Annotated in this window: 9 protein-coding genes; 3 read left to right on the top strand and 6 right to left on the bottom strand. The window is 56.0% G+C overall.

The window, feature by feature from the left end; translation table 11 throughout:
* Positions 1-23 precede the first annotated feature (23 nt).
* Complete coding sequence (locus tag ACAW74_RS13030; protein WP_370698635.1) at positions 24-1739, top strand: AMP-binding protein; 1716 nt, start codon at positions 24-26, stop codon at positions 1737-1739.
* Positions 1740-1835: 96 nt separating this feature from the next.
* The gene (locus ACAW74_RS13025) at positions 1836-2408 is read left to right on the top strand and encodes a hypothetical protein (RefSeq protein ID WP_370698634.1); all 573 of its coding nucleotides are present in this window, start codon (positions 1836-1838) and stop codon (positions 2406-2408) included.
* A gap of 41 nt (positions 2409-2449) precedes the next feature.
* Here ACAW74_RS13025 and ACAW74_RS13020 read toward each other — a convergent pair whose 3' ends face one another.
* The 3 genes from ACAW74_RS13020 to ACAW74_RS13010 form a co-directional block, all read right to left on the bottom strand.
* Complete coding sequence (locus tag ACAW74_RS13020) at positions 2450-4024, bottom strand: hypothetical protein (protein ID WP_370698633.1); 1575 nt, start codon at positions 4022-4024, stop codon at positions 2450-2452.
* Between the two features lie 12 nt (positions 4025-4036).
* Complete coding sequence (locus ACAW74_RS13015; RefSeq protein ID WP_370698632.1) at positions 4037-7255, bottom strand: CHAT domain-containing protein; 3219 nt, start codon at positions 7253-7255, stop codon at positions 4037-4039.
* Positions 7256-7344: 89 nt separating this feature from the next.
* Positions 7345-8046, bottom strand: a complete 702-nt coding sequence (locus ACAW74_RS13010; protein ID WP_370698631.1) for a hypothetical protein — start codon at positions 8044-8046, stop codon at positions 7345-7347.
* An 85-nt stretch (positions 8047-8131) separates the two neighbouring features.
* On the opposite strand from ACAW74_RS13010, the gene ACAW74_RS13005 reads away from it, so the two are divergent.
* Positions 8132-9709, top strand: coding sequence for a M48 family metalloprotease (locus ACAW74_RS13005; RefSeq protein ID WP_370698630.1), 1578 nt, complete (start codon positions 8132-8134; stop codon positions 9707-9709).
* Positions 9710-9834: 125 nt separating this feature from the next.
* Here ACAW74_RS13005 and ACAW74_RS13000 read toward each other — a convergent pair whose 3' ends face one another.
* The 3 genes from ACAW74_RS13000 to ACAW74_RS12990 all read right to left on the bottom strand — a co-directional run bounded on the left by ACAW74_RS13000 (position 9835) and on the right by ACAW74_RS12990 (position 12812).
* Complete coding sequence (locus ACAW74_RS13000) at positions 9835-11109, bottom strand: CHAT domain-containing protein (RefSeq protein ID WP_370698629.1); 1275 nt, start codon at positions 11107-11109, stop codon at positions 9835-9837.
* Positions 11110-11217: 108 nt separating this feature from the next.
* Positions 11218-11886 (bottom strand): hypothetical protein, encoded by a 669-nt coding sequence (locus tag ACAW74_RS12995; protein WP_370698628.1) that lies wholly within the window; start codon positions 11884-11886, stop codon positions 11218-11220.
* Positions 11883-12812 carry an RNA polymerase sigma factor gene (locus ACAW74_RS12990; RefSeq protein ID WP_370698627.1) on the bottom strand — a complete coding sequence of 310 codons (930 nt, stop codon included), beginning with the start codon at positions 12810-12812 and terminating at the stop codon, positions 11883-11885. The genes ACAW74_RS12995 and ACAW74_RS12990 overlap by 4 nt, the downstream gene beginning before the upstream one ends.
* Between the last annotated feature and the right edge of the window lie 2 nt (positions 12813-12814).

Below are 12814 nucleotides of genomic sequence, written 5' to 3'. Positions count from 1 at the left end.
CTACAACTGCCCCAAGCACGTACATGGAATCGACAACCACCGATACGTCGGCCCGCGCCCGGCCCTGGACCAAGTTTTATCCAAAGGGTGTACCGACTGAAATTAATCCCGACGCTTACCCCTCGCTGGCTGCGCTGATTGAAGATGGGTGCCGTCGGTATGCCGATAAGCCTGCGTATGCCTGTATGGGTAAGCAAATCACCTTCGCCGAGCTCGAAGCGCAGTCGAAGCAGTTTGCGTCGTTCCTGCAACATGACCTGGGCCTGAAACAGGGCGATCGGGTGGTGGTGCAGATGCCTAACTTGCTGCAATACCCCATTGCCATGTTTGGCATTCTGCGGGCGGGCATGACCGTCGTGAACACCAACCCGCTGTATACGCCCCGCGAAATGCAGCATCAGTTTAAGGATTCGGGTGCGAAAGCGATTGTCATTCTGGCCAACTTCGCCAGCAATCTGGAAAAGATCATCGCCCAAACTGACATCGAGCACATCGTTGTCACGGAAATAGGCGACCGGCTGGGTTTTCCCAAGAAGCAGATCGTCAACGCGGTGGTGAAGTACGTCAAGAAACTGGTGCCCGCCTATAGCCTGCCGGGGGCAATTTCGTTCAACGACGCCCTCGGCCGCGGTAGCCGGCAACCAATGCAGCCGGTCAGTATCAAGAACACCGATCTGGCCTTTGTGCAGTATACGGGCGGTACCACGGGCGTATCGAAAGGGGCGGCACTGACGCACCGCAACATCATTGCCAACGTGGAGGCGCAGGATGCTTGGATGGCACCGGCGGGTATCCCGGCTGGCGAGGGCATTATTGTAGCGGCCTTACCGCTGTATCACGTATATGCACTGACAACCAACGCGCTGGCTGCGCTGAAAAGCGGCAGCATGAACCTGCTGATCACCAACCCGCGTGACCTCAACGCCTTTATCGACGACCTCAAAAAATACAAGGTAACGGCCTTTACCGGACTGAACACCCTGTACAACGGCCTGCTGAACCACCCGCGCATCAACGAGGTCGACTGGAGCCTGCTAAAGGTGACGTCGGCAGGAGGGATGGCGCTGCAAACGTCGGTGGCCGACCGCTGGCATAAAATGACCGGCAACGTACCTGCCGAAGGGTATGGCCTCTCGGAAACCTCGCCGGTGCTTAGTTCTAATCCCGTCGATGGTACCTCGCGTGTGGGCACCATCGGGGTCCCCTGGCCAAGTACCGACATGAAGTGCATGCTGGAAGACGGCACCGAAGCGCCGCTGGGCCAACCCGGCGAAATCTGGGCGCGGGGGCCACAGGTCTTCAACGGGTACTACAACCGCCCCGACGAAACCGCGAAAGTGATGGAAGGCGAGTGGTTTAAAACCGGCGACGTGGGCGTGCAGGACGCCGACGGTTTTTTCAAAATCGTAGACCGGAAGAAAGACATGATTCTGGTCTCGGGCTTCAACGTATACCCCAACGAAATCGAAGAGGTCGTGTCACAATGCCCCGGCGTACTCGAAGTGGCCTGCATTGGGGTGCCCAACGAAAAATCGGGCGAGACGGTGAAGGTCTTTGTCGTGAAAAAAGATCAGGCGCTGAGTGAAGATCAGGTGCGGGGCTATTGTAAAGAAAACCTCACCGGCTATAAAGTGCCCAAACTCGTTGAATTCCGCACTGAGCTGCCCAAATCGAACGTGGGTAAGATCCTGCGCAAGCCCCTGCGCGACGAAGAACTGGCCAAGATAGCAACGAAGTAGAGCCTGCCGGGAATTGTTTCTGAGCTGGAAATGTAGAGAATAGAGCCGGTCGTCGACCGGCTCTATTCTTTTTTGCTTAATACGCTATAAATCAGTATGGTTTGTGTGAAATATGCGGCTGCCTTTGCCGTGCTGCTAAGCGCTTCGGCCTGTGAGAAATCGACGCAGCAGAAAGCCGCCCCGGTGTATTATGATGTCGCTGGGTACGTCGATGCGCAGATTGCCACCCTGGCAAAGGCAAAACCGGCGGTGACCAAACGGGCGCAGATGGCTGGCACTACCCAGCATCTGAAACTCACAACCCTCAACTGGAGCCGCGAACTGGAACTGTTCAAACAAGCCGATATCAACAAACCGGCCCTGCGCCAGAGTTACGCCATCGCCCGGCCCGACTCGCTTACGTACCTGTACACGCTGAAACCGACGGAGAAAAATCTCACCGTCCGCCGGTTGATGGTGCAACTCGACTCGGCTACGCGTCAGCCCCGACGTATCGAAGCGACGCTGGCCACCGAAAACCCGCTTTATAATTCAGAGCGGCGTATCGTGCTGGAAAGTGGCCCGAACCAAGCCGATCAGTGGGGGATCCGGCATTACCGGCTGAGTGGTTTTCAGCACCTGGTTATCGCCGACAAGAAAGCGTTCGACGTGGAAGGCACGGTGCAGTAGGGCAACCTGCAAACCAGCTACCCCAGCGACAGAAAGCCTGATTACGGAATCGTCCGGTTGATCGCATAAAGCAAACGCCTTCCTGTCTCTTTCTGTTCACCCATGATGAGCAACCCCCGTGCCCATTCCAGCACAGCGGTAGTTTCGTTAGGGCTGTAATCTGCATGGCGAAAGGGAAGTAGCGTTTCAAATGGAAGCGGGAGCTTCTCCAGTTGCCCTGGTCCCTGCCAGCGGATCAGGTAGTTACCCTGCTGGAAGTACAGCGCGTTGGCAGTAGCTGTCAGTACGGGCACTGTGCGCGACGGATTTTGCCAGTAAAACCAGTTGTTCGCTGGTTGCACTGTAGGGGTTGCCTGTAGGGTCGAATCAACCAGCTGGGCATCGCCGCTTTCGGTGAGCCGATAAAGCCCCTTGACTTGCCTCGATGTGCCTTTGCCGAAGCGAGCCAGTCCACCTGTTTGCTGAGCTTCGTTGAGCCGGAAGAAGTAGATCGAGTTTTTAAAGCCACAGGGTTCCGACGTACCCAGCGTCATAAGGCCCCGGCAGGGGTGTGTGTTGGCTACTGTGCCATCGGTCTGGATAGCGAGGCCGTTAGGAAAAACAACCGCCAGTTGTTGGCTGCTGGTGACGATAAGCGGTGGGTTCACCATAACAGGCCAGGTCAGTAGGGGGGGCGTGGTCGTGGCGTTCTTCTGTACGCCGAGGTAGGTGGCAAACTGAGTCGTTGGGTCATAATTATCAACCTGCTGCGGATTGTGGTTGGTCCGGGTACGTTGCTGGGTTCGCCAAAAGTCGGTAGCCTGTTGCCAGAGCGCGCTAGCCTGGGGAACAACCGTCTCTGGCTGATCCGAGTTTTCGGGTAAGCCGAAACCAAACCACTGGTTACCTACCTGAATAGATGGGACGAACTGCGTCCAGCCCGGTGTTACGATGGGTCTGGCGACGCCATCCTGGTCGATAGTCATCGCTTCACGGCTATTCATCTGCGGCTGCGTTACAATTTTGCCGTTCATGAGGCTAATCGACCAGGCTTTAAACGAGGCTTCTTTCGTGTGGCGTGGCAGTCCGTCTGTTTCCCAGACAGTCGTTTTGAACTCTCGCCACAGATTGGGACTGGGACACCATTGATCGGCCATCTGAGCCAGATAGGCTTTGTTGCCGACTACAAGGAGCTGGCGCGGATAACCGATCGCCTTGCCACTCTCGCTGGTTAGGGCAAACGTACCCGCCGGCGTGCCGTCGGAGCGGTAAAGCGTATCGGCACCGTTTGGGCCTGCTACCGAAAACAGAACTAGTTTGCCAAATGCAGTGATAGCTTTCTCATATGGATTGCTGCCATCCGATACCCGCCTCAGCGTACGAGTACCGGCCGGTGTGCCATCCGAGACGCATAGATGAGTGGTTTGATAACGGCCTGCCCGTTCGTGGAAGTGATCTTCGTTGACCAGAAAAAAGACCTTGTTGCCCGCCAGGGCTAACTGGCTGGGATGAATAGTCTTATCGGTTAATAACAGAGCAGGTTTCCAGCCGCCCGTCGCTGGAGGTTTAGCTTGCCCCTGGCATACATTTGTGAGCAGTATGGCGCCAAGAAACCAGCGCAAACAACGAGTTGACATGATGAGAGTAGGTTAACGGATTAAGACAAAAGCGGCCCAGTAGTAGGGTGTATAGCGTTTGCGCAACTGGCTCTGAGCGGTAGCAAAGGCGTCTTCAATCTCATCGCCAGCCAGTAGCCTTTCGTAGAAAACAGTCATTAATGACACCGTTTCTGCATCAGGAATGCGCCACAGACTCTGTACGATGTAGTTGACTCCTGCTAGCTTGAGGGCGCGCTGTAACCCAAATACACCTTCGCTGCCCCGCTCTTCGCCCAGCCCTGTTTCACAGGCGCTCAATACCGCCAATTGGGTGTTCGTCAGGTTTAGGGTCGACACGTCGAGAGCCGATAGCACCCCGTCGTTGTTCCCCGCTTCATTTGGGTACTGACGGCCAAAATTGGCCCCAGCCATAGCCAGACCCGCCCGCATGAGGGGGTTATGCCACTGCCCTTGAGCCAGCGAGTCGGTCGTTACGGTCAGAGGCGGGGTAAAATAGCCGTGCGTGGCCAGATGAATTACCTGTGGTCGTAAACTATCGGCGACCTGTCGGAATCGCCATTCGTCGGCAACTGGGCCGGTAAGACGAACCGAGCGGTGGTTTCGACGACCAAGCAGGTACGTTAGCGTATCTACCTCGGTCTGGGTGCCGGGCAAACTTTTCCAGAATCCATCCTGACTGGTCGCGTTGCGTTGCCACGCTTCACGTACCAGCCTGAGGCTATCGAGCTGATGGCCATATACGTTTAGAGCTACCGTATCAACACCACTTAGGTTGCTGCCAACGCTGATCACCCGTAAGAATTGGCTTTTCAGAAAATCCTGCTGCTGTTGATTGGCGTTATAGCTGCTCTGGTTGATGGTATAGTTGATACCACCTGCCAGCAGAATAGCGCTCCGCTTTGGGAGCCGAAACGGCTCGGGCGTAACCAGGAGCCGACTGCTAAGCCGGTAGCGAAGTGTAAAACCGTCGATGAGTAATGTTCCGTCTGGGCGACGTATGGCCGCAAAGGATAGATTATGAAGCAGCCCAGTTGGAACAAGATAAACGGTATGTGTGTGCGTCAGTAAGGAATCGATTGGTTGCCAGAGTAGGCGATATAGCCGGAGCGAGTCGGGCGGTGTAGCGACTTTGCCCCCACTAACCCCGCCCCGGTAAAGGCGTTCCAGCACATCGGCAGAAGGGGCTCCGCCCTGGGGGAGCCACTGCTTGAGTTGTTCCTGTTCAAACAGGCGAACCAGTTGCGGCTGGTTGTCGGACGGACGAAGAACCAGTGCGTAATACCACACACTATCGGAGCGACTTGGTCGGTAGGTGACAAACTCAACCACAGCATCGCGGGCTTTCAGCGCTTTCTGAACATCTGTCCAGTGGAGAACTGATGTGGTGCCGGATACCTGCCGACGTAATTCGATCTCAGCCTGATCAGCACGGGCCTGAACCAACGTACCCAGGGGGCTGCGGCCCGTTATGTGCTGGTAAGTAGCCAACTGGTTCTGCCATTGCCGGTAGGCCAGATAGTACCGGTGGCTGGTCGAATCGGTCTTGCTTATGCGCTGATTGACGGCCCGCAATGGGTCGACCTGTTGGTTGCGTATTGCCAGCAACAAGTCGAAAAGAGCATCGGTGGCCTGGGTCTCGATACAGGCTGCTTGCAGGGCGTCTATATCATGGGTCAGTAGTTGTAACAGCGACTCATTGACGGCCTGAGGCAGGGTGCTGGTGAGTTGGGTAATGTGAGCAGCCAGGCGCTGGCCCGCTTCCCGTATGACCTCACGCCCTTTGTTGGGCTGGCTGGCGTATTGAGCCAGTGCGTAGGTTCGTAGCCAGCCAGCAGCCATCGCCCGGTTTTCGTCGGGCCGGGTACGTACCTGATCAACCAGAGGCTGCAATAGCCTGATAGCTTCGGGATAACGTTTCTGAGTCAGCCGGACTCGGGCCAGCAACCCATCGGCTCGTGCATTGACCCCGAACCGGCGTAGTTCGGTATGGTACTGTTCGGCGGCAGCAAAGCGGCTTGGCTGGCCAGTCGATAAGCTCAGCAGCGAACTGAGCGTATGTGTTGAGGCGGCTGTGTCTGGCTGTGCGTAGGTGCGTAGGTACGTCAACGCCGAATCGAACTGAGCGAGGGCGGCGCTGGTCTTTCCCTGCTCGTAGTACCATACCCCCCGGCTGTTGGCTAACCTGGCCAGTTGGGCAGCCCGGTCGGGATGGGTTGGGGCAATGGCCTGCCGGGCGACACGCAGCAGGCTGTCCGATGTGGCAAAATTGCCCTGCTGGGCCAGGCAACGTACCCAGCCATGTAGGGCCTTGTTGGTGGCCTCATGCTGGTTGGTTCGCGAGCCAATATACCACAGGTTATAATAGGCGCGGGCAGGGGGTACAGCCCGGTCCCATTGGCCTACATGCTCATGAAATTCAACTTGCTGGCGTAGCCCATGCCGTATCATCTGTAAAAGAGGCGATTGGTCAAAAGCCTCCCGACGGAACTCTTGCAGGACGGTCAGAATACGCCGGACTTCGGCTGAGCTGGTATCCAACTGATCGAACTGGTCGAGGTACTGCTTGTAAATAAGCGATTTGATGCTGGTCGGCATACCGGGCTGCTGACTTTGTTGCTGTACCTGACGGACCTCCCGATAAAGAGCGGCATCCTGAAGCGTGGTGCGGAAGAATGTGGCCAGGCTGGTAAGTATAGACCATTGTCCGTCGGCTATTGCATCGGTTGTGAAGAGATTATTCCAGAATTGACTTTGATTCAGCAGACTCTCGGCCCGACCTAATTCGTCATGACTTATCAGCGCTTCCGCCCATCGGTCGTACCAGGTCAACAACCGAAGCTTGTTGGGCACAGGCTGATTCTCCCAGAAAAATGATGGTGGGTTTTCAAAGGGGCTGTACACACGCTGCTGTCGCTGCTCATTGAGGGCGGTATCGCGCCAGAACTCATCCAGAACAGATCGGTACTGTACATCTGCCTGCTTTCCCTGGCCAGTCTGGCAGAGAATAGCGCCAACCATAAGCCGCCCGATTCGGTGCAGCATGGCGGTATCGTGGCGAGCCTCAACACTTTCGTAATGGCTGATTTGCTGCGCCGTCGATAGAGCAGCCGTGTAGGCCCCAGCAGCATAATCGGTGTCGACATTATCCATCAACGTTTCCCAGTAGTGAGGCTTACGGGCTTGCCCTGTAGCTGCCGTCGTCAGAAGACAGCCAAGTAGACAACCTGCAATGAACGTGTAGCGTAGCATAGTAAGCAGAACCGAAAAAGAGCGAACCCAGCCTCAATGTCGCCATTTAAAGCTGGGCTCTGGTTGGGTTGTGGATAGAAATGGAAAGCTTAGTTGCTCATTAGCACATAATTGGCGTAAACGTTGCCCCGGTTGACGACCCGGATGCGGAAGCTGCTTTGGCGGCTCGGAACGAACGATACATAACAACGGTCAGTGTTGTCGTCGTCTTTGGCAATGAGGTTGCCGTTTTCGTCGTAGACATACAGGTCGAGGTCGCAGTCACCATCGCCGATAATGACAACCTCGGCCAGTGCATTGCCTTCAAACAGAATGAAATCGGTATAAACCGAACCCGCCTCCACACGCCGTGTCACATTGGCGGGGCCATATACCCGCCCTCGGCTTTTGGGCGTCTTCTCCAGTTTGTCAATCAGCGCCAGGGTTGCTGCGTCGGCGGTAGCCATCTGGCGGGCATCGGCCAGTAGCTTGGTGGGGTCGAGGGTAGCCGCCGTACGCTCGGTTTTGGTACCGGGGCTGGTTGTGTTGGCGGCACCGGCCTCCTGCTTTTGCGACGTAAGCGGGCGGGGCGGATGCTGTAACATAATCTGGGCGGCCGTAGCCAGCGGTAAGGCATCCTTATGGTTATAGCCATAGGTGGCCAGCTCGCCAGCCAGCAGCCCCGCCTGAATTTGCGGCGACGGCTCTGCTTTCCGGGCGGGTTTGGTGTCTTGCTGGGCCAGCGAGCTATGGCCAATGACCAGCAGTCCCAGCAGCAACGCTGAAGAGGTGAATGTGTGGAGGCGTCTCATAAAAACCGATTCGTTGTGTGTTACATTCGGTTATTCCCCCGGAATAGAAAATGTAACAACCCGTTACCTCTTTTTTGTGAATCCTATGCATAATCGAGCGGCTGCGTTGGCCCTACTGTTGATAATCAATTGGTTGAATGGGAGTGCCGCGCTGGGGCAAGCGCCAGCCAGAGCTGCGTGGGTCCAACAGGTGTATGACCGGCTATTGAAGGCGATGGGGAGCCCCGCCAAGGTACCCCGGTTGTTGATTTTGCCGACCGCAACACCGTCAGCCACGAAAACACTAACCTACCAGCCCAGTGATAAACCCGGCCAGCCACCCCAGATTGAGATAGCCCCGGGCGTATTGACGTTGTGCCAGCAGTTCGGCGCGCAAGCCGACGATGCCCTGGCTTGCCTGCTTGGGCATGAACTGGCGCATTTTCAGTACCAGCATGGCAGCAAACAGGGCTTTTTTGCGCCAGTTGTGGCCGCCGGGGCGTCGGCCCGATCGGCGGCTTCTTCGGTCAACCTGGAGGCGGTTGCCGATCGGGCTGGGGTGTTCACCGCTTACCTCGCCGGTTACGATGCGTTTAATGTGGCCCCCCGTGTGTATGCCCGACTCTACGACGCCTACCACTTTCCGGAGCAGATTCCGGGCTACCCAAGCCGGGCCGAGCGCCTGCGAATGGTGGCCGATACGACCGCCCGGGTGCGCGAGCTGGCGCAACTCTGGGAAGCGGCCGAACTGCAATATCTGATGCATGACCTTGATGCGGCAAGCCAGACCTTAATGACGCTGGTGGCTCGTTACCCGTCGGTAGGTACCCTCACTAATCTGGGTGTGGTGAAGGTGAATCAGGCGTTGTTCCGGATGGAACCGGCCCGGCGCAATGCCCATCTGCGTTACGCGTTTCCGCTCGAATTCGACGCCGATAATCGGTTGCTGGCCAGCCGCCGCCGGGCTGATGAGCCTTACGTACCGCTGCTCAACGATGCCCTGACGCTGTTTCAGACCGCCTTGTCGATGGATGAATCGAACGCATCGGCGCGGCTCAACGCGGCCATTACGTTGTATCTGTTAAATCGATTACCCGCCGCCAGCCTCCAATTGAGCCGATTAAAAACACCCAACAGTGTATTGATGCAGGCTATTATTGCCGCCCAAAGCAACCCGGCCCAGGCACCGGTATTGTTCAACGAAGCCCGCCGACGGAGTGCCTTTCGGGCTGCCGACAATGAGCAACTGTTTCGGTCCACCCGGCAATCGGGGGTAGAAAAGCTGTGGGTACGTTGGCTGCAAACCCGGCAACGTACCCAGCCCGATCAGCACCGTCCACTGCCACCGTTGCCTTCGCCCACCTTGTGGCAGCAGCAGGGCACCCAGGTACGTTTACCAGCGGGTATCCGTTTCGCACAGACCGATTCTGCAACGAGGTACCAACTTCCAATTACGATCAATGGGAAAAGTAGACTGGCCAATGTGCTGAAAAGCAATCGAATTGAGTTGCCAGGCTTGCCGCTACAAAGCGCCCGTGCGCGTCTGAACGCCTACCGACCGCCCACGGGATCCGTGGCGGGATCGCGCGGTACGGTTGTGTATGACTATGCGCTTCCCGACGGCACACTATGGCTCGAATACCGCGATGACCGGCTAGTGGGATGGAGTTGGTTTAGCGAGTAGCGCCGTGACTGATCTTCTTCTGGGCCACGGCAATGACCTGATGCCCCCCACCTTCCCTGACCACCTCACAGGTTAGTGGTGATACGAATCTATGGGCTGGAAGTTAAGTGTGGCCTGGGCCTCGTCTATGGCTTTTCGATCTTCATCTGTAAACGAGGTGGGTAGGGTACACCGAAGCAGACGAAAGCCCCCCACGTATCAACGGATACACCTGCTTTCCTTTGCGATAACATAATTTGACGAAGGTGACTAGCCGGGAAGAAAGGAGCTGGTTTTTTTAATTCCTGTACAAACTGAATCATAAAATCAGCGGTAGTCCGATCGGGAACGGGCCACAAACTCATCAGGATATTGCTTGCGCCTGCCAACTGAAACGCGCGAGCCAAGCCGATGATACCCCCTTCATGTACCTGCCCTTGACCTGTTTCGCAGGCACTCAACACCACCAGAGCCTCACCTGATAGCTTTAATCGTTGAATGGAACGGGCTGTCCAAAGTCCGCAATGCGTTGATGTAGACGTCAGAGCTAAATAGCTGCTATCGAGCGACTGGTTGGGGCTAGAAAAACCGTGCGTGGCAATATGAATAAAATCGGCATGAAGTATAGCTTGTTCTACTGCTTGAGGAGTAGCTGATTGGCCAAGCAGCGGTTTTGTACCCAACAGGGTTGCAATCGTTTGAGCTTCGTAGCTTGTGTAGGGTAGTGGTTGGAGGTGGCTTGTACAAAAGGCTGTATAGTCGGGATCACCTACAATCAATGGCTGTAAAGGGTCGAAGACAGCGTTACCGTTTCCAGGCACATGGGTGTCGTAGTAATGAATCTTCGCTAATAAGTCGGATAAAGAGGGGACGATAGCAATGGACATTCGTTCAATAAGCAGCGTAGTATCACCAAACGGAGTTAGTTGGGCAAATGGCAGTGTACTCAGACTACTTTCTGGGGCAATCAGCAGACGCTCAATACCAGAATTTGATTGCAGAGCAATGGCTATGTCCGGGGGAAGCAAGCACTGAGTTAACTGCAACCTATCTGATCCGGTATTACTCACTTTACCGCCACGCTTAGCCGTAGAAGATGGTTCTTCTGCTGGGTGAATTGCTACACCAGACAAGTTCGTAATTGGTACCGATGCCTGAGCCAATAATTTTTCTGCCGAGAGCAGATAGCTGTAAAGCGTATCGGCTTCGATATGATAAAATAACAACGCTGTTTTGCCAGAGGGGTCGTAGTCACGTAACGCTGCCGTAAGGATCTGTTGATTCAAGTATTGGGCATTTGTCCAGTGAAATCCTCGAGTATTTTGCAAGTTTTTGATAAACAGCTGATTCGTAGCTAAATGTTTATCGAGTCGTATGCGCGACAGCTCCTTATTCAAATTGCCTGTACTGAGCGAACGCATCGGTGTTTGACTATGACCGTTAATAGCGTAAAACAGCCAAATGCACAGGACGTGAAAAGAACGAATTACAGCATAGCACTGACTGGGCATGTTAGTTCGGAATCAAGATTATAAGGGTTGACGCTTGCCGTAGGTGTTGCGCTCAAGTGCAAACCGCTGCCCGGTTGGGGTGGTGAGCTGGAATCCGCCTGTTTCGGGGTCATCGCGTAGCCGCCATTGGGTGTCATCGGCTGGCAGGTCAGGTACGTAGAGTGTTAGCGTGGTGCCGTCGGTGCTGTAGGCGATGGGGTCGCTGCCGTCGGCGACAAACGTAACCAGGTACGTGGTAGTGCGGTAGTCGTCGGGGGTGCCGGCTGCGCCAAAACTCCGCTGTTCGTAAACAATAGTTGTTGTTAGTGAGGCATCCGCACTGAGCATCATATACGCGGGCCAGCCGAGGCCCACAAGTAGCACCAACGCGGCGGCGGCCCGCACCCAGGTACGTTGCCAGAACGGCATAGTCGGGTGGAGGGGCCGGATTCGGGATTCCGGCTGGGTGGGTACGTCGGGTGAAGCCGATTCCGTGGCCCATTCGGTCATCAGGTTATCGACAAGCGCTTCATCCGCACGGCGTTGTTCCTGATTTAGGTGTTGGTGAAGGGCCAGTTGCAGCGCCATCTCAGCGCGAAAATCGGGGTCGGTAGCCAGTTTTTCGTCGACCTCTGCCCGGCCGGCCTCATCGAGCAGACCATGCAGGTAGGCGTCGATCACCTGCCATTGGTTATCGGGCGTAATCATCGGGCAACAAGTTGGCGTTTACGTTGGATACAGTCGCGAAGGGCAGCATGGCTTTCGTTGAGCCGAACACTGGCGATGTGAGCACTCGAATACCCGACCCGCTCGGCAATGTCCTGCATATCCTGATCCGTAAACAGGGCTTCGATTGCCTCCGTCGACAGGGTTTGCAAATCGCTGTTGGTCAGGTACTGATGCTTCTGCCGAATCAGCTCCCGGCGTTTGTCGGGTAGTTTATCGAAGCAGTCGGCCAGCCATTTTCGGAGTTGGGCCATCGGCACGCTGTCGGGGAGTGCGTCGGGCGTGGCAGCGGGCAGAGGGTAGGGCTGATCGTCGTCGGCTTCGGTGCCGGGATAGAGTGGCCATTCAAACGAACCGGTATCCACATCTTCAATGGTAACGAACGAGGTTTCGAGCCAGGCGGTGGCGTTGCGCCCCCCCGATCGGTCGTGCCGAAGCTGGTGCAGGGCTTTATGGCGCGCAATGCCGATGAGGTAGGTCAGCACCAACGATTCGATAGATAGCTGCCGGGTGAGCCGGTCGAAAAAGGCACTGAATGTGTCGCTCACCACTTCGTCGGCCACGGCGGTGGTATGAAACTGATAATGCCGACGGAGGTAGCGCCCAACCGCGTCCTGATGCTGCGCCATCAACTGTGTTTGCGCATTAGCCTGTTGCAAAGGTGTTCCCTGCTGTGCCAGCCAGATCAGCACCTGCTCGCCCGCTACTCGTTTGGCAAACGCCAGCCAGTTGAGCCGTTGCTTGGTGGCCTTCCGCCGGATTGCCAATAGCGTCAGCAGAATTTGCTTCAACAGAAAAGGGCGTGTTGTGGCGGGTAACGGGGGTTGGTAGGCCGCCAGAAACTGCGCCAGTACAGGGCCAATTTTCCGCAGTAATGCCTCGTCGGTTGGATAGTCGTCTGCCTGCATAG

This window comes from Fibrella musci (genome assembly GCF_041321105.1).
GTDB lineage: Bacteria > Bacteroidota > Bacteroidia > Cytophagales > Spirosomataceae > Fibrella > Fibrella musci.
Note: the sequence above shows the minus strand (reverse complement) of the source record. Positions and strands in the feature narration are given on the sequence as shown.

Excerpts from the sequence above, each read along its gene's own strand:
- ACAW74_RS13030 (WP_370698635.1), top strand. The coding sequence starts at position 24 with ATGGAATCGACAACCACCGATACGTCGGCCCGCGCCCGGCCCTGGACC.
- ACAW74_RS13025 (WP_370698634.1), top strand. The coding sequence starts at position 1,836 with ATGGTTTGTGTGAAATATGCGGCTGCCTTTGCCGTGCTGCTAAGCGCT.
- ACAW74_RS13020 (WP_370698633.1), bottom strand. The coding sequence starts at position 4,024 with ATGTCAACTCGTTGTTTGCGCTGGTTTCTTGGCGCCATACTGCTCACA.
- ACAW74_RS13015 (WP_370698632.1), bottom strand. The coding sequence starts at position 7,255 with ATGCTACGCTACACGTTCATTGCAGGTTGTCTACTTGGCTGTCTTCTG.
- ACAW74_RS13010 (WP_370698631.1), bottom strand. The coding sequence starts at position 8,046 with ATGAGACGCCTCCACACATTCACCTCTTCAGCGTTGCTGCTGGGACTG.
- ACAW74_RS13005 (WP_370698630.1), top strand. The coding sequence starts at position 8,132 with ATGCATAATCGAGCGGCTGCGTTGGCCCTACTGTTGATAATCAATTGG.
- ACAW74_RS13000 (WP_370698629.1), bottom strand. The coding sequence starts at position 11,109 with ATGCGTTCGCTCAGTACAGGCAATTTGAATAAGGAGCTGTCGCGCATA.
- ACAW74_RS12995 (WP_370698628.1), bottom strand. The coding sequence starts at position 11,886 with ATGATTACGCCCGATAACCAATGGCAGGTGATCGACGCCTACCTGCAT.
- ACAW74_RS12990 (WP_370698627.1), bottom strand. The coding sequence starts at position 12,812 with ATGCAGGCAGACGACTATCCAACCGACGAGGCATTACTGCGGAAAATT.